Source organism: Geodermatophilus obscurus DSM 43160, assembly GCF_000025345.1.
GTDB lineage: Bacteria > Actinomycetota > Actinomycetes > Mycobacteriales > Geodermatophilaceae > Geodermatophilus > Geodermatophilus obscurus.
Genome location: NC_013757.1, coordinates 563,822 through 578,610 on the forward strand (window position 1 = coordinate 563,822; position 14,789 = coordinate 578,610).

Sequence of the window (14,789 nt, forward strand, 5' to 3'; positions counted from 1 at the left end):
GCTCAGCGACGGCGCGCGGGGAGGATGCGCCGCCGCGGCACACCCGTCGGCGTGTCGCCGTCCGGACCGGTCAGCGCGTCGGCCATGACGCGCAGCCCGTCGAGGTCGTGCACGTCGCCGGCGGCGGCCGGCACCGTGCGGACGGCGACCTCCGGGTGGGCGCTGGTGAACCGGTCGGCCAGGTGCTGCTCACGGGTGGCCAGCGTCATCCGCTCGGCGTGCACCCGCAGCGCCCCGGCAGCGAGCTCGGCGCCCTCCCGCCCCGACTCGAGGGCCTCCTCGGCGGCACCGTCGGCCCGGGTCGCCGACAGCGCCGTCGTCGTCGGCGGGTGGGTCCGGTTGACCACCAACCCGGCCAGCGGCATCTGCTCGGCTGAGAGCCGGTCGACGAAGTAGGAGGCCTCCCGCAGGGCGTCGGGCTCGGGCGTCGCCACGACGACGAACCAGGTCCCCGGCCGGCGCAGCAGCTCGTAGGTGGCGGTCGCCCGCTCCCGGAACCCGCCGAACATGGTGTCCAGGGCGGACACGAACGCGGAGATGTCCCGCAGCAGCTGCCCGCCGAGGATCTTGGAGATAATCCGGCTGAAGAACAGGAAGCCGGCGCTGGCGATCCTGAAGCCGGTGCGGCTCGGCGCGGTGAGCAGCCGGATCATCGTGCCGTCGAGGAAGCGGCTCATCCGGTTCGGGGCGTCGAGGAAGTCCAGCGCCGACCGTGACGGCGGGGTGTCGACGATGATCAGGTCCCACCGGTCGCCGGCCCGCAGCTGGCCCAGCTTCTCCATCGCCATGTACTCCTGCGTCCCGGCGAAGGACGAGGACAGCGTTTGGTAGAAGGGGTTCTCGAGGATCTGCTGGGCACGTTCGGGCGTGGAGTGCGCCACGACGATGTCGTCGAACGTGCGCTTCATGTCCAGCATCATCGCGTGCAGCTCACCCCGGGCCCCGGGGACGTCGACCCGCCGCGGCTCGTTGTCCAGCTCCACGAGGCCCAGGGACTGGGCCAGCCGGCGGGCCGGGTCGATGGTGAGGACGACGACCGTGCGGCCGGCCTCCGCCGCGGCCAGCGCCAGGGCCGCGGACGTCGTCGTCTTGCCCACGCCGCCGGCGCCGCAGCAGACCACGATCCGGGTGTCCGGGTCGGTGATCAACTCGGCGAGCTCCAGCGGCAGGGCCTCCGCGGTGGGGGGTGCCGGCGGCCGCGGGGACCGGCGGGTGCGCCCGGTCGTCGCCTCGGTCGCTGCGCTCATGCCGCCACCTCGGTCCGCAGGTGCTCCTCCAGGCGGCCGGCGAGCTCGAACAGCGCGCCGAGGTCCATCGGGCCGGGCAGCAGCGGCAGCTCGACCGTCGGCCGGTCGAGCGCCTCGACCTCGTCGCGCAGCTCGTCCTGCGCGGCCCAGCGCCGGGCGTGATCGGTGGCCTCGGCGGCGAGCGCGTCGGCCAGCCCCGCGACGTCCTGCAGTCCTGCCGCGGCCAGGGCCGGGGCCAGGTCGGCGCCGGTCAGCCCGTCCTGCGCGGCGCGGGCCAGCGCGGGTTCGGGCAGCGCCGGCTCGGTGGCCATGTTCACCACCACCGAGCCGACCGGCAGCCCGGCCGCGGTGAGCTCGGCGATGGCGTCGGCGGTCTCCTGCACCGGCATGTCCTCCAGCAGCGTCACCAGGTGGACCGCCGTCTGCGGTGACTTGAGCACGGCCATGACGCCGTCGCTCTGCGTCTTGATCGGCCCGGAACGGGTCAGCCCGGCCATCTCGCCGGTGACGTTGAGGAAGCGGGTGATCCGGCCGGTCGGCGGGGCGTCGACGACGACGGCGTCGTAGACCGGGCGGCCGTCGTGGCGGCGGGTCACCGCCTCCTTGACCTTGCCGGTGAGCAGCACGTCCCGCAGGCCCGGGGCGATCGTCGTGGCGAAGTCGACGGCACCCACCCGGCGCAGCGCCCGCCCGGCCCGCCGCAGGTTGTAGAACATCTCGAGGTACTCGAGGAGGGCCTCCTCGACGTCGATCGCCAGGGCCTTGACCACCCCGCCGCCGCGGGCGACGGCGACCCGCCGCTCCTCGTAGGGCAGCGGCGGGGTGTCGAACAGCTGGGCGATGCCCTGGCGGCCCTCGGTCTCCACCAGCAGCACCTGGCGGCCGTCGGCGGCGAGGGCCAGTGCCAGGGCCGCGGCGACCGTGGTCTTGCCGGTCCCGCCCTTCCCGGTGACGACGTGGCAGCGCACGGAGGAGGGGACGGGACTCACGGACACGAGCCTAGGAGGACCCCGCCACCCGGGCCTCCCGCAGCCGTGTGCGGCCCGACACGGTGCGGACACCGCTGCGCTAGCGTCGCGGCCATGAGCGAATCCGCCCGCGTCAGGTGGGAGTACGCCACCATCCCGCTGCTGATCCACAACACCAAGGCGATCCTCGACTCCTGGGGCGTCGACGGCTGGGAGCTGGTGACCGTGCTGCCCGGCCCGGGCGGGGCCGACCAGCCCGTGGCCTACCTCAAGCGCCCCGTCGGCTGACCGGGTCATGACCAGCCCGCAGACCTCCAGCTGGCACGCCCGGCTGGTCGAGCTCGGCATCCGGCTGCCCGCGGTCGCCGCGCCGGTCGCCGCCTACGTCCCGGCGGTGCGCAGCGGCCAGCTGGTCTACACCTCCGGCCAGCTGCCCTTCGTCGACGGCGGACTGCGCCGCACCGGCAAGGTGGGCGGCTCGGTCGACCCCGAGGACGCCGCGCACGACGCCAAGCTGTGCGCCCTCAACGCCCTCGCCGCGATCGACGACCTGGTGGGACTGGACTCGGTGGCCCGCGTCGTCCGGGTGGTCGGCTACGTCGCCAGCGCGGAGGGCTTCACCGGCCAGCCGCGGGTGGTGAACGGGGCCAGCGAGCTGCTCGGCCGGGTCTTCGGTGACGCGGGCCGGCACGCCCGCAGCGCCATAGGCGTGGCCGAGCTCCCGCTGGGCGCCCCCGTCGAGGTCGAGCTCACGGTCGAGCTGAGGTGAGCGCGGAGCCGCGGCAGGCGGCGACGGTGCTGCTGCTGCGCAACGGCGTCCCCGGGCTGGAGGTGTACCTGCTCCGGCGCACCCGCGGGATGCCGTTCGCCGGCGGGATGACCGCGTACCCGGGCGGCGGCGTCGACCCGCGGGACGGCGACGTCGAGACCGCGTGGGCGGGCCCGTCGCCCGCCGAGTGGGCGCACGCCTTCGGCTGCGACGAGCGGACCGCGCGCGAGCTGGTCTGCGCGGCGGTCCGTGAGACGTTCGAGGAGGCCGGTGTCCTGCTCGCGGGGACGGCCGACGGCGGCGACGTCGTACCGGACGTCTCGGGCGAGGACTGGGAGGTGCAGCGCCAGGCCCTGCTGGCCCGGGAGCTGTCGCTCGCCGAGCTGCTCGCCGACCGCGGGCTGGCCCTGCGCTCGGACCTGCTGCGGCCCTTCGCGCACTGGATCACCCCGCCGGCCGAGCCGCGGCGCTACGACACCAAGTTCTTCGCCGCGGCGCTGCCGGTCGGCCAGGAGGCCCGGCACGTCACCGGCGAGGCCGACGAGGTCAGCTGGCTGACGCCGCCCGCGGCACTGGCCGAGATGGCCGCCGGCACCCGGCCGATGCTGCCGCCGACGATCCACACCCTCGGGCAGCTCGAGCCCTTCGCCGACGTCGCCGCTGCCCTGGCGGGGTCGCCGCCGGAGCCGCTGCACCCGATCTGCCCGTGGTTCGCCGACGAGCCCGACGGCCGCTGGGCGGTCCTGCCCGACGGGACCCGCATCAGGATCGTGGTGCCGCTGCCCTCCTGAGCCCCCGGACCGACTGCGCGAGAAGGGCCCCATCCCGGTGCGGGATGGGGCCCTTCTCGCGCAGTGGCGCAGGACCGCGGTGTCACCGCGCGCGGCGGCGCAGGCGCTCCTCGTCGAGGACGACGACCGACTTGCCCTGCAGCTGGATCCAGCCACGGTGCACGAAGTCGGCCAGCGCCTTGTTGACCGTCTCGCGGGAGGCGCCGACCAGCTGGGCGAGCTCCTCCTGGGTCAGGTCGTGCTTGACCCGCAGGCCCTCGCCCTCGCGGCTGCCGAACCGGTCGGCCATCTGCAGCAGCGCCTTGGCGACGCGGCCGGGGACGTCGGTGAAGATCAGGTCGGCGACGGAGTCGTTGGTGCGGCGCAGCCGGCGGGCCAGCACGTGCAGCAGCCGCTCGCCGACCTCGGGGTGGGCCTCGATCCACGGGCGCAGCACCGACTGCGGCATGCGGGCCAGCTTGACGTCGGTGACCGCGGTGGCGGTCGCGGTGCGCGGGCCGGGGTCGAAGACCGAGAGCTCACCGAACTGGTCGGAGGGTCCCATCACGGCCAGCACGTTCTCGCGGCCGTCGGGTGCCCGGCGGGAGAGCTTGATCTTGCCGGAGAGGACGATGTAGAGGCTGTCGCCCGGCTCGCCCTCGTTGAAGACCACACGGCCGCGCGGGAGCGTCACGGTCTCCAGGCGGCTCGCGACCGGGTCCACCGCCTCTTCCGGCAGCCCCTGGAAGAGCCCGGACTGACCCAGCACCTCGTCCACTACGCGTCCTCTCGCACACACACCTGGGGACACCGGCACGCGGCCGGCCCGGTCGGCAGCCGCGTCCTCGCGGCGCCGTCCGCAGAGAGTCTAGGGGCCTGTGCGCGTCGTCACCCGATCGGTGGGACACCCGGCCACCCCGAGGGGTGAGGAAGTGCTGGTCGGACGGGCAGTCCGTCAGACCACGGGCGGCTCGGCCCCGCGACGCACCCGCGATGCGCGACGTCGCCGCCAGCGGACCATGGCGCGACGGATGCCGGAGTTGGCCAGCGTGTCGACCTCGCCGGCGCTGGCGGTGGAGAGGAACTCGGCCACCTCGCGGGGGCCGGCAGGCCGGCGCAGCGGCTCCTCGACGCGTTCCATCACCAGCAGGAAGGCGATGACCAGGGGCGGGAACAGGATGACGATGAGGGCGACCACCGGCTCCTCCTCTCTCCTCGTCGCAGGACGCGGACCGGGCCGGCCGGCTCGCGCGTGCACTCCTGTGTACCCCGGGGCGTCGCGCGGGAAGCCCCGGCGACGGCGGTCGCGATGATGGCACGGGCCCTGTCAGCCGGTCCGCCTACCCTCGACCGCGTGTCCTCGCCCGCCTACGCCCGGCCCGTCCCGCCGCGCGCCCGCCGTGCCGCTGCCCGGGGCGGCTCCCCGTTCGACCCGCAGGAGACGCCGCTGGCGCGCACCCGGCGGGCGCGGCGGATGGCCCGCGAGCTGGCGGTGATCCACCCCGACGCGCACTGCGAGCTCGACTTCACCAACGCCTTCGAGCTGCTGGTCGCCACCGTGCTGTCGGCGCAGACCACCGACAAGACGGTCAACCGGGTCACGCCCGTGCTGTTCGCGAAGTACCCGGACGCGCAGGCACTGGCCGGCGCCGACCGCGCGGAGCTGGAGGAGGTCCTCAAGCCCACCGGCTTCTTCCGCGCCAAGGCGAACTCGGTGCTCGGCCTCGCGCAGGCGCTGCTCGAGCGGTTCGACGGCGAGGTCCCGGGCCGCATGGCCGACCTGGTCACCCTGCCCGGCGTGGGCCGCAAGACCGCCAACGTCGTCCTGGGCAACGCCTTCGACGTCCCCGGGCTCACCGTCGACACCCACTTCGGCCGGCTGGTCCGGCGGTTCGGCTGGACGGCGGAGGAGGACCCGGTCAGGGTCGAGGCCGAGGTCGCCGAGCTGATCCCCAAGCGCGAGTGGACCATGTTCAGCCACCGGGTGATCTTCCACGGCCGGCGGGTGTGCCACGCCAAGAAGGCGGCCTGCGGCGCGTGCGGCCTGGCCCGGTGGTGCCCGTCGTACGGCATCGGCCCGACCGACCCGGAGGTCGCCACGAAGCTGGTCAAGACCCCGGCCGCCTCCGACACCGAATGAGCACCGGCGACAGGACGGCGGCCGGCGTGCTGGCGCTGGGGCTGGCGCTGGCCGGGTGCACCGCGGACGCGACGGAGGAGCCCGACGGCGCCGCGGCGTCGCCGTCCCCCGACCCACTGACGGTCCTCGGGGCGTGCCCGGAGCAGCCCGACCGGCCGGCGGAGGGCGCGGATACGCTGCCGGCCCTGGACCTCGCCTGCCCCGGTGGGGGCTCGCTCGACCTCGGCCGGGCGCCCGGCGTACCCACCGTGGTGAACCTGTGGGCCAGCTGGTGCGGTCCCTGCCGGGAGGAGCTGCCGCTGGTGCAGCAGCTGGCCGACGCCGGCGGGGACCGGCTGGCGGTGGTCGGCGTGATCAGCCGGGACGGCGCTCCGCAGGCGGCCTCCTTCGCCGCGGACGCCGGCGCCACCTTCCCCAGCGCCTTCGACGGGGAGGGGGAGCTGATGGCCGAGCTGGGCCTGGGCGCGCTGCCCTACACCTACCTCCTCGACGCCGACGGCGGGATCGCGCACGTCCAGGTGGGCCCCGTGGCCGACGTCGCCGAGCTGGAGGGCCTGGTCGCCGAGCACCTCGGGGTGACGCTGTGACTGACGCGGCCACGCCCGGCGCCGCGCTGCCGGAGTACCTGCGCCGGCTGCTCGACGTGGGCGACGACCTGCCGTTGCGCCACCGGATGCCCCGGCCGACGGCGACCGCCCGCCGCTCGGCGGTCCTGATCCTCTTCGGCGAGGGTCCACGCGGCGCCGACGTCCTGTTGATCGAGAAGTCCGCGCACCTGCGCACCCACGCCGGGCAGCCGGCCTTCCCCGGCGGCGGCGCCGACCCCGGTGACGACTACCCCGTGGGCACCGCGCTGCGGGAGGCCGAGGAGGAGGCGGGCATCGACCCGGACGGCGTCCGCGTGCTGGCCACGCTGCCGGAGCTGTTCCTCGGGCCCTCGGACAACCTCGTGGTGCCGGTCGTGGCCTGGTGGGACGACCCGCGCGACGTCACCGTCGGCGACCCGCGCGAGGTCGCCCGGGTGGCACGGGTGCCGCTGGCCGACCTCGCCGACCCGGCCAACCGCTTCCGGATCCGCCACCCGTCGGGCTACGTCGGCCCGGCGTTCGGCGTCGCCGGCATGGTCGTCTGGGGCTTCACCGGCGGCCTGCTCGACGCGATCCTCGAGGCGGCCGGGCTGGCCCGGCCCTGGGACGCGACGGACGTGCGGCCGCTGCCGGCGCTCGGTGCCCGCCGCCCGCAGCTGCCCGGCACCCTCGATCCCACGGACGACGAGGACGCCGCCGCGCCGACGGTCGCCGACCCCGCACCTGACGGCCCTCCGGCAAGTACCGTTCCCCCGCGATGAGGGGGCTGGGGATGTCGCGACGCGGCGGCGCGCTGCTCGCCGGGGGAGTGCTGGCCGTCACCGTCCTCACCGGCTGCGGTGGCGGCGGGGGGACGGCCGGGCAGGAGGCGGCACCGTCGTCCGGTCCGGCGCTGGGCACGGTGACGACGGCGCCCGACGGCGTCCAGGAGGTCACCCTGCAGACGCAGGACGACTACGTCTTCACCCCCAGCACGTTCACCGTCGCGCCCGGCCCGGTGCGGCTCACCGTGGTCAACGTCGCCGAGCAGATGACGCACAACTTCCGCTTCACCCCGGACGACGGCCCCGCGCCGATCGACCCGGAGATCCCGCTGCTGACGCCGGGGGAGACCCGCACCGTCGAGTTCACCGCGACCACGCCCGGTGAGTACGGCTTCGAGTGCAGCTTCCACACCCAGCTGCAGCAGTTCGGCACCATGACGGTCAGCGGTTGACCACCGGCATGTCGATCGTCGACCTCGTCCTCATCGGACTCGCACTGGTCTTCGCCTTCTCCGGGTTCCGCCAGGGCGTCATCGTCTCGGCCACCTCCTTCTTCGGCTTCTTCGGCGGCGCGGTGCTCGGTGCCCAGCTGTCCCGTCCGGTGGCCGACCGCCTCGACGGGACGGCGACCACCCGGGTCTTCGCCGCGCTGGTCGTCGTCCTCGCCGCGGCACTCCTCGGGCAGGTGCTGGCCGGCGCCATCGGCCGGGCGGTGCGCCGACGCGTGACGTGGCAACCGGCCGAGGTCGTCGATTCGGTGGCCGGTGCGGTGCTGTCGGCGCTCGCGGTGCTGCTCGTCGCCTGGATGGTGGCCACGCCGCTGGCCAACGCGCCGTTCCCCCAGGTCGCCAGCCAGGTGAAGCAGTCGGCGCTGGTGCAGGCGGTCGACCGCAGCGTCCCCGCCGGCGTGCGAGGCGTCTACGACTCGCTCCGGGAGGCCATCGACCACAACGGGCTGCCCGACGTCCTGGACCCGCTGACCCCCACGCAGGTCCCCGACGTCGCCGCCCCGGACCAGGCGCTGCGGGAGAGCCCCGTGGTGAGCTCCGTGCAGGGCTCGGTGGTGCAGATCAGCGGCGTCGCGCCGTCGTGCTCCCGGCAGATCGACGGCTCCGGCTTCGTCTACGCGCCGGAGCGGGTCATGACCAACGCGCACGTGCTCGCCGGCGTGAGCGACCCGGTCGTGGCCGCGGAGGGCGAGGAGTACGAGGCCATCCCGGTGTACGTGGACGAGGCGACCGACGTCGCGGTGCTCTCCGTCCCCGGGTTGCCGCAGGTGCCGCTGACCTTCGCGCCGGAGCCCGCCGACTCCGGGGACGACGCGATCATCATGGGCTACCCCGGCGGCGGTGGGCTGTTCGTCGGGCCGGCGCGGGTACGCGACCACACCGACATCAGCGGCCCGGACTTCCGCAACGAGGAAACCGTGGTCCGCGACGTCTACGCGCTCTACGGCGAGGTGCGCGCGGGCAACTCCGGCGGTCCGCTGTTCGACCCGCAGGGTCAGGTGCTCGGCGTCGTCTTCGCCTCGGCCATCGACGACCCGCTCACCGGCTACGCGCTCACCTACGAGCAGGTCGAGGGCGCGGCCGTCACCGGCCAGGCCTCGTCGTCCGCGGTGGCGACCGGCGCCTGCGAGTGAGAGGACCCCGTCCTCCCCACCCCTCGCAAGTCCGTCACCGGGCCCAGCCGACCAGGGCCGCGTTGACCTCCCCCGGTACCTCCTCGTGCGGGAAGTGTCCTACGCCGGGCAGCTCCCGCCACTGGTAGGCGCCGGCCACGTAGCGGCCCGACCCGCGGGCGGACGACGGCAGCACGCAGGGGTCGAGCACGCCGTGCAGCTGCAGCGTCGGCGCGGTCACCGGAGCGGCCATCCGGCGGGCGTAGCGCAGCCCGTCGGGGCGCAGCTGGGAGCGGCCGGCCCAGCGGAAGTACTCCATCGAGCCGTAGGCCGCCTGCGGGATGCGGGCGGCCGACCGGTACCGGGACACCGCCTCGGCGAAACCGGCGGTGGCGGTCCACGCGGGCCCGGCCCAGCGGCGCATGAGGTCGGCCACCGGGTCGTCGTCGGCCCGGGTCATCCGCCGCTCGGGCAGGCGGGGCACCTGGAAGCCGAGGATGTGGCGCAGCGCCTTCCGCTGCGCCCGGTCGGCCAGCGCGGCACGCAGCTGCCGCGGGTGGGCCATGGAGAGCACGGCCAGCCGGCGGACGCTGCGGGGGTGCAGCGCGGCCATCGTCCAGGCCACCAGCCCACCCCAGTCGTGGCCGACCACGACGGCGTCGCGCTCGCCCAGCGCGCGGACCAGTGCGGCGACGTCGGCGGCCGCGGTCGGCAGGTCGTAGCCGCGCGGGGGCTTGTCGCTGCCGCCGTAGCCGCGCAGGTCGGGCGCGACGGCGCGGAAGCCGGCCGCGGCCAGGGCCGGCAGCTGTGCCCGCCAGGCCCACCAGAACTCCGGGAACCCGTGCAGCAGCAGCACCAGCGGGCCCTCGCCGGCCTCGGCGACGTGCAGCCGGACGCCGTTGGCCGACAGGTCGCGGTGCGTCCAGGGGCCGGGGAGCAGGACGCTGGTCGCGTCCGGTCGCTCGGTGTCGGGGGTGCTCACCGGTGCGGGCGCGCGGGGGCGCCCGCTCAGACGGTGTAGTTCTCGCTGCCGCGCAGCTGCACGCGGCCGTTGCTGACGGTTGGCACCTCACGGCGACGCTGGCCGGGCGCCTCGCGGTGGATGACCTCGGGCAGGTCGCGCAGCGTCTCGATCGTCCGCTCGGGCTTCTCGATCTTCTTCAGCGAACTGCGACCCACGAGGGCGGCGATGCCGGCCAGCACCACCAGCAGCAGCCACACGATCAGGTAGGAGATCCACCGCTCCAGCCCCAACCAGGTGAGGAACTCGGCGATGGTGACGAACAGGAAGATGCCGGAGAAGGCGAGCAGGACTGCGGCCGCGCCGAAGGCCCCGGCCCCGATCCCGGCCTTCTTCGCCGACTTGCCGACCTCGGCCTTGGCCAACTCGATCTCGCTGCGGATCAGCGTCGAGACGTCGGCCATGGCGCTCTGCACCAGGGCGCCGACGGAGGGCTCCTCCGTGCGGGTGGTGCTCCGTGCCCCGGACGGGTTCGACGATGCGCTGTGGGCCACGAGGGGCACCTCCTGGGGTCGACGGGCGGATGGCGGGCCGCCCGACGCGAGCGGACCCACCTGGGGAGATCGTGCCCCATGATCACCGAGCGCGCGCTTCGGTGGCTCCCCCACGCCGCTCGGGGAGGCCCTCTGCAGAGCCTCCCCGAGGGGCGTGCTGCCGCCACCGGCCCCGGGCGACGTGCTGGAACGGTCCCTTTGCAGGGTCCCGCCCGGCCCCGTCCAGAGGCTCGCCGCCGGCCCTCCTGCAGGGCCCCGCCGTGAGCCTGCGAACGGTGGGGGGGCAGGAGGATCCTTCCTCGGTGAGGAGGACGGGGTCCTCTTACGAGTGGCGGAGCAGGGGGGTCCTCCCTCAGTCCTCCGAGGAGGACGCCGGCAGCTTGTCCTTGATCAGGTTCATCACCGAGGAGTCGGTGAGCGTCGTGACGTCACCGAGCTCGCGGTTCTCGGCGATGTCCCTCAGCAGCCGGCGCATGATCTTGCCGGAGCGGGTCTTGGGCAGCTCCTGCACGACCATGATCTGGCGCGGCTTGGCGATCGGACCGATGTCCTTGGCCACGTGGGTGCGCAGCTGCTGGACCAGCTCGTCGCCCGAGTCCTCGGCGTTCCCGCGGAGGATGACGAAGGCGACGATGCCCTGGCCGGTGGTCGGGTCACTGGCGCCGACGACCGCCGCCTCGGCGACGGTGGGGTGCGCGACCAGCGAGGACTCGACCTCGGTGGTGGAGATGCGGTGCCCGGACACGTTCATGACGTCGTCCACCCGGCCGAGCAGCCAGATGTCGCCGTCGGCGTCCTTCTTGGCGCCGTCCCCGGCGAAGTAGACCTCCTTGCCGAACCGCGACCAGTAGGTGTCGACGTAGCGGTCGTCGTCCCCCCAGATGGTCCGCAGCATCGACGGCCAGGGCTCGGTGAGCACCAGCAGCCCGCTCGAGTCGTCGCCGAGCTCGTTGCCCTCGTCGTCGACGACCTTGGCCGAGATGCCGGGGAACGGGGTCTGCGCCGAGCCGGGCTTGAGGGCGGTCACGCCGGGCAGCGGGTTGATCATGTGGGCACCGGTCTCGGTCTGCCACCAGGTGTCCACGATCGGACACCGGCCGCCGCCGATGTTCTTGTGGTACCAGAGCCAGGCCTCGGGGTTGATCGGCTCGCCGACCGAGCCGAGGAGCCGCAGCGAGGACAGGTCGAACCCGGCCGGGATGTCCTCCCCCCACTTCATGAAGGTGCGGATCACCGTGGGGGCCGTGTACATGATCGTGACCTTGTACTTCTCGATGAGCTCGAACCAGCGGCCGCGGTGCGGCGTCTCCGGCGTCCCCTCGTACATGATCGAGGTCGCCCGGTTGGCCAGCGGCCCGTAGACGATGTAGCTGTGGCCGGTGACCCAGCCGATGTCGGCGGAGGTCCAGAAGACGTCGGTGTCGGCCTTGAGGTCGAAGGACGCCCAGTGCGTGAAGGCGACCTGGGTGAGGTAGCCGCCGGAGGTGTGCAGGATGCCCTTGGGCGAGGCCGTCGTCCCCGACGTGTACATGATGTAGAGCGGGTGTTCGGCGTCGAACGCCTCGGGCGTGTGCTCCGTCGACTGCCGGTCGACGACGTCGTGCCACCACAGGTCGCGGCCCTCGCTCCACTCGACGTCCTGCTTGGTGCGCCGGACCACGAGCACGTTGCGGACGCTCTCGGTGCGTGCGACCGCGTCGTCCACCGCGGGCTTGAGCGCGCTGGGTGAGCCGCGCCGGTAGCCGCCGTCGGAGGTGACGACGAGGACGGCACCGGAGTCGGTGATCCGGCTGGCCAGCGCGTCGGCGGAGAACCCGCCGAAGACCACCATGTGGACGGCGCCGATGCGGGCGCAGGCCAGCATCGCGACGACCGCCTCCGGGATCATCGGCATGTAGATGGCGACCCGGTCGCCGGCCTGTACACCCAGCTCCAGCAGGGCGTTCGCGGCCTTGCAGACGTCGTCCTTGAGCTGGGCGTAGGTGATCGTCCGGGTGTCGCCCGGCTCGCCCTCCCAGTGGTAGGCGACCTGCTCGCCGTGGCCGGCCTCGACGTGCCGGTCGACGCAGTTGTAGGCGACGTTGAGCTTGCCGCCGACGAACCACTTGGCGAACGGCGGGTTGCTCCAGTCCAGGACCTCGTCCCACTTCTGCGCCCAGCTCAGCCGGTCGGCTGCCTCCGCCCAGAAGCCCAGCCGGTCCTGCGCCGCCCGCTCGTAGGCGTCGGGACCCACGTTGGCCTGTGCCGCCAACTGCTCCGGCGCCGGGAACCGGCGGCCCTCCAGCTCGGTCGACTCGCTCATGCGACTCCTCCTGCTCCGTGGCGTCGTCGTCGACGCCTGTCCTGTGTCCGGTCGTCGCGGTCGGCACCCGGCGTCCCGGCAGCGGCGCGACGCGGAGTGTTGTCTGCCACACCGTATGGCCCACGACGCATTCCGTCTGCCCGGCGCAACGTGGGCGCGGCGGAGCGCGTGGTCCGGGCCGCGCCCGGCCGCCAGACTGGCGGGGTGACGGCGGGCGTGCAGGCGGCGGTGGCCGCCCGGGTGCCGGGCGCGGCGGCGCTCGGCCTGCTGGCGCCCCCGTCCGCGGTCGCCGTCCCGGCCGCGCTGCTCGCCGACGCCGACTGGACGAGCGCGCGGCTGGCCGCGCTCGGGGCGCGGTACGCCTCCGACGACCGGCGGGTGCTGGCCACCGTGTGGTGGTACTCGGCGTCCTCGGTGCTGCTCACCCCCGTGCTGGCCGGGCTGGTCACCGGGCGGCCGTTGTCGGCCCGGCTGGCCGACACCTCCGTGGCGCTGCTGGCGGGCGGGACGCTGGTGGCCGCCACGTCGTCTGCGCCCGGCGGGGACACCGCCGCGGAGCTCCGGGACGCCCTCGCCGAGGTGGTCGACGTCGTGGCCGCGGCCGGCCGCATGCGCGCACGGCCGCTCTGGGCGATCGCCGCCGACTCGCTGGCCAACCGGCTGCTGGCCCTGGGCCGGGCGCTGGGGGAGGAGCGGCGGGTGACCGCGCTGGCCGCGCCGCTGGCGGCCGCTGTCGGACCGCCGCTCCCGGTGCCCCGCTACGTCGACGTCGCCGGCGTCCGCTTCACCCGGCGGGTGTCGTGCTGCCTCCTCTACCGGCTGCCGCCCGAGCCGCTGTGCACCTCCTGCCCGCGCCGCCCGGCCGCCGAGCGCGAGGTGCTGCTCGAGGACACCGCCGCGCGGATGCGCTGATCAGTCCAGCCGCTCCCCGATCGCCCGGCGCAGCTCCTCGGCGCCCTCGCCGGTCAGCGCGGACACCGGGACGGCGTCGGGATAGGCCGCCCGCAGCGCGGCCAGCCAGCCCTCCGGGGCGACGTCCACCTTGTTGAGCGCCAGCAGCTCGGGGTGGTCGCGCGCGCCGATCTCGTGGAGCACCCCGCGCACGGCGGTCACCTGGTCCATGGCGTCGGGCGCGGAGGCGTCGACGACGTGCAGCACGAGGTCGGCGTCGACGACCTCCTCGAGGGTGGAGCGGAAGGCGTCGACCAGCTGGTGCGGCAGGTGGCGGACGAACCCGACGGTGTCGGTGAGGGTGTACGGCCGGCCGTCGGGGGTCCGGGTGCGGCGGACCGTCGGGTCGAGCGTGGCGAACAGCGCGTCCTGCACCAGGACGTCGGCGCCGGCGAGCCGGTTCAGCAGCGCCGACTTCCCGGCGTTGGTGTAGCCGGTGAGCGCCACCGAGGGCACCCGGTTGCGGCGCCGCCGCGAGCGGGTGCGCTCCCGCCGCCGTGCGGTGTCCTGCACCTGCCGGCGCAGCAGCGTCATCCGCCGCCGCAGGTGCCGACGGCGCGACTCCAGCTGCTGCTCACCGGGGCCGCGGACGCCGATGCCCGCGCCGCCCGCGGTGCGCCCGCCACCGACCCGGGACATCTCCACGCCGTGCCCGGTCAGCCGCGGCAGCTGGTAGGCCAGCTGGGCCAGCTCGACCTGCGCCTTGCCCTCGGAGCTGCGCGCGTGCTGGGCGAAGATGTCGAGGATCAGCGCCGTCCGGTCGACCACCCGCGCGCCGAGCCGCTCCTCGAGGTTGCGCACCTGCGCGGGGGAGAGCTCGCCGTCGGCGATGACCAGGCCGGCGTCGCGGTCGCGCACCAGGTCGGCGAGCTCGGCCACCTTGCCCGACCCCAGGTAGGTCGCCGGGTCGGGCCGGTCGCGGGGCTGCACCAGCCGGCCGACGACGGCCACCCCGTCGGTCTCGGCCAGCCGCTCCAGCTCGTCGAGCGGGTCGGCCGCGCCGCGCCCGCCGTCCCGCAGGCCGAGCAGCACCGCGCGGGCGCCGTCCGGTCCGCCGTCCCCGTCGCGGTTCCCGTCCTGCGCGACCTCGCTGCCCAGCAGCCACGTCCCTGGCATGTGCGTCTCCCGAAACCCGGGTGGCACCGTCTGCTCCGG

17 protein-coding genes are annotated in these 14,789 nt (G+C 74.7%); 9 read left to right on the forward strand and 8 right to left on the reverse strand.

All coding sequences use genetic code 11. From position 1 onward, the window contains the following. Nucleotides 1–2 precede the first annotated feature (2 nt). Nucleotides 3–1,247, reverse strand: a complete 1,245-nt coding sequence (gene bagB, locus GOBS_RS02575; RefSeq protein ID WP_012946735.1) for an ATPase BagB — start codon at nt 1,245–1,247, stop codon at nt 3–5. Continuing rightward, nucleotides 1,244–2,236 (reverse strand): ATPase BagA, encoded by a 993-nt coding sequence (gene bagA / locus GOBS_RS02580; protein ID WP_012946736.1) that lies wholly within the window; start codon nt 2,234–2,236, stop codon nt 1,244–1,246. The genes bagB and bagA overlap by 4 nt, the downstream gene beginning before the upstream one ends. 93 nt (nt 2,237–2,329) lie before the next feature. Here bagA and sp36 point away from each other — a divergent pair, with 93 nt between their 5' ends. From sp36 to GOBS_RS02590, 3 genes are read left to right on the forward strand one after another with little or no spacing between them, the layout of a single operon-like run. After that, the gene (gene sp36, locus GOBS_RS26730) at nt 2,330–2,503 is read left to right on the forward strand and encodes a Sp36 family protein (protein WP_012946737.1); all 174 of its coding nucleotides are present in this window, start codon (nt 2,330–2,332) and stop codon (nt 2,501–2,503) included. Nucleotides 2,504–2,510: 7 nt separating this feature from the next. Continuing rightward, entirely contained in the window at nt 2,511–2,984 is a 474-nt protein-coding gene (locus tag GOBS_RS02585) for a RidA family protein (RefSeq protein ID WP_012946738.1), read from the forward strand. Then, nucleotides 2,981–3,775 (forward strand): NUDIX hydrolase, encoded by a 795-nt coding sequence (locus GOBS_RS02590; protein ID WP_012946739.1) that lies wholly within the window; start codon nt 2,981–2,983, stop codon nt 3,773–3,775. The genes GOBS_RS02585 and GOBS_RS02590 overlap by 4 nt, the downstream gene beginning before the upstream one ends. 82 nt (nt 3,776–3,857) lie before the next feature. On the opposite strand, the gene GOBS_RS02595 is transcribed toward GOBS_RS02590, so the two are convergent. Together GOBS_RS02595 and GOBS_RS02600 are read right to left on the reverse strand one after the other, a co-directional pair. Next, on the reverse strand, nt 3,858–4,532 hold the full coding sequence (locus GOBS_RS02595) for a Crp/Fnr family transcriptional regulator (RefSeq protein ID WP_012946740.1): 675 nt from the start codon (nt 4,530–4,532) through the stop codon (nt 3,858–3,860). A gap of 177 nt (nt 4,533–4,709) precedes the next feature. After that, a complete protein-coding gene (locus GOBS_RS02600) occupies nt 4,710–4,952 on the reverse strand; it encodes a hypothetical protein (RefSeq protein ID WP_012946741.1) in 243 nt (80 codons plus the stop codon). Between the two features lie 156 nt (nt 4,953–5,108). On the opposite strand from GOBS_RS02600, the gene nth reads away from it, so the two are divergent. Genes nth through GOBS_RS02625 form a run of 5 tightly spaced genes read left to right on the forward strand, consistent with a single transcriptional unit; the run spans nt 5,109 to nt 8,887 of the window. Then, a complete protein-coding gene (gene nth / locus GOBS_RS02605) occupies nt 5,109–5,894 on the forward strand; it encodes an endonuclease III (RefSeq protein ID WP_243697624.1) in 786 nt (261 codons plus the stop codon). Next, nucleotides 5,891–6,481, forward strand: a complete 591-nt coding sequence (locus GOBS_RS02610; protein WP_012946743.1) for a TlpA family protein disulfide reductase — start codon at nt 5,891–5,893, stop codon at nt 6,479–6,481. Before nth ends, GOBS_RS02610 begins: the two co-directional genes overlap by 4 nt. Beyond that, entirely contained in the window at nt 6,478–7,242 is a 765-nt protein-coding gene (locus tag GOBS_RS02615; RefSeq protein WP_012946744.1) for an NUDIX hydrolase, read from the forward strand. The genes GOBS_RS02610 and GOBS_RS02615 overlap by 4 nt, the downstream gene beginning before the upstream one ends. A gap of 11 nt (nt 7,243–7,253) precedes the next feature. After that, a complete protein-coding gene (locus GOBS_RS02620) occupies nt 7,254–7,697 on the forward strand; it encodes a cupredoxin domain-containing protein (protein WP_012946745.1) in 444 nt (147 codons plus the stop codon). Then, the gene (locus tag GOBS_RS02625) at nt 7,694–8,887 is read left to right on the forward strand and encodes a MarP family serine protease (protein ID WP_243697625.1); all 1,194 of its coding nucleotides are present in this window, start codon (nt 7,694–7,696) and stop codon (nt 8,885–8,887) included. Before GOBS_RS02620 ends, GOBS_RS02625 begins: the two co-directional genes overlap by 4 nt. 34 nt (nt 8,888–8,921) lie before the next feature. Here the strand turns inward: GOBS_RS02625 and GOBS_RS02630 are convergent, their stop codons facing one another. The 3 genes from GOBS_RS02630 to acs form a co-directional block, all read right to left on the reverse strand. Then, nucleotides 8,922–9,848, reverse strand: a complete 927-nt coding sequence (locus tag GOBS_RS02630) for an alpha/beta fold hydrolase (protein ID WP_012946747.1) — start codon at nt 9,846–9,848, stop codon at nt 8,922–8,924. 26 nt (nt 9,849–9,874) lie between these two features. Further along, complete coding sequence (locus tag GOBS_RS02635; protein ID WP_012946748.1) at nt 9,875–10,381, reverse strand: phage holin family protein; 507 nt, start codon at nt 10,379–10,381, stop codon at nt 9,875–9,877. A gap of 352 nt (nt 10,382–10,733) precedes the next feature. After that, nucleotides 10,734–12,683, reverse strand: coding sequence for an acetate--CoA ligase (acs, locus tag GOBS_RS02640; RefSeq protein WP_012946749.1), 1,950 nt, complete (start codon nt 12,681–12,683; stop codon nt 10,734–10,736). Between the two features lie 204 nt (nt 12,684–12,887). On the opposite strand from acs, the gene GOBS_RS27945 reads away from it, so the two are divergent. After that, the gene (locus tag GOBS_RS27945) at nt 12,888–13,595 is read left to right on the forward strand and encodes a (2Fe-2S)-binding protein (protein ID WP_208104369.1); all 708 of its coding nucleotides are present in this window, start codon (nt 12,888–12,890) and stop codon (nt 13,593–13,595) included. Here the strand turns inward: GOBS_RS27945 and hflX are convergent, their stop codons facing one another. After that, a complete protein-coding gene (gene hflX, locus GOBS_RS02650) occupies nt 13,596–14,750 on the reverse strand; it encodes a GTPase HflX (protein ID WP_012946751.1) in 1,155 nt (384 codons plus the stop codon). Nucleotides 14,751–14,789: the final 39 nt, after the last annotated feature.

Bases quoted from the DNA above. Each gene is read 5' to 3' on its own strand.
- bagB (WP_012946735.1), bottom strand. From the start codon at position 1,247: ATGAGCGCAGCGACCGAGGCGACGACCGGGCGCACCCGCCGGTCCCCG.
- acs (WP_012946749.1), bottom strand. From the start codon at position 12,683: ATGAGCGAGTCGACCGAGCTGGAGGGCCGCCGGTTCCCGGCGCCGGAG.
- hflX (WP_012946751.1), bottom strand. From the start codon at position 14,750: ATGCCAGGGACGTGGCTGCTGGGCAGCGAGGTCGCGCAGGACGGGAAC.
- GOBS_RS02620 (WP_012946745.1), top strand. From the start codon at position 7,254: ATGTCGCGACGCGGCGGCGCGCTGCTCGCCGGGGGAGTGCTGGCCGTC.
- sp36 (WP_012946737.1), top strand. From the start codon at position 2,330: ATGAGCGAATCCGCCCGCGTCAGGTGGGAGTACGCCACCATCCCGCTG.
- GOBS_RS02585 (WP_012946738.1), top strand. From the start codon at position 2,511: ATGACCAGCCCGCAGACCTCCAGCTGGCACGCCCGGCTGGTCGAGCTC.
- GOBS_RS02610 (WP_012946743.1), top strand. From the start codon at position 5,891: ATGAGCACCGGCGACAGGACGGCGGCCGGCGTGCTGGCGCTGGGGCTG.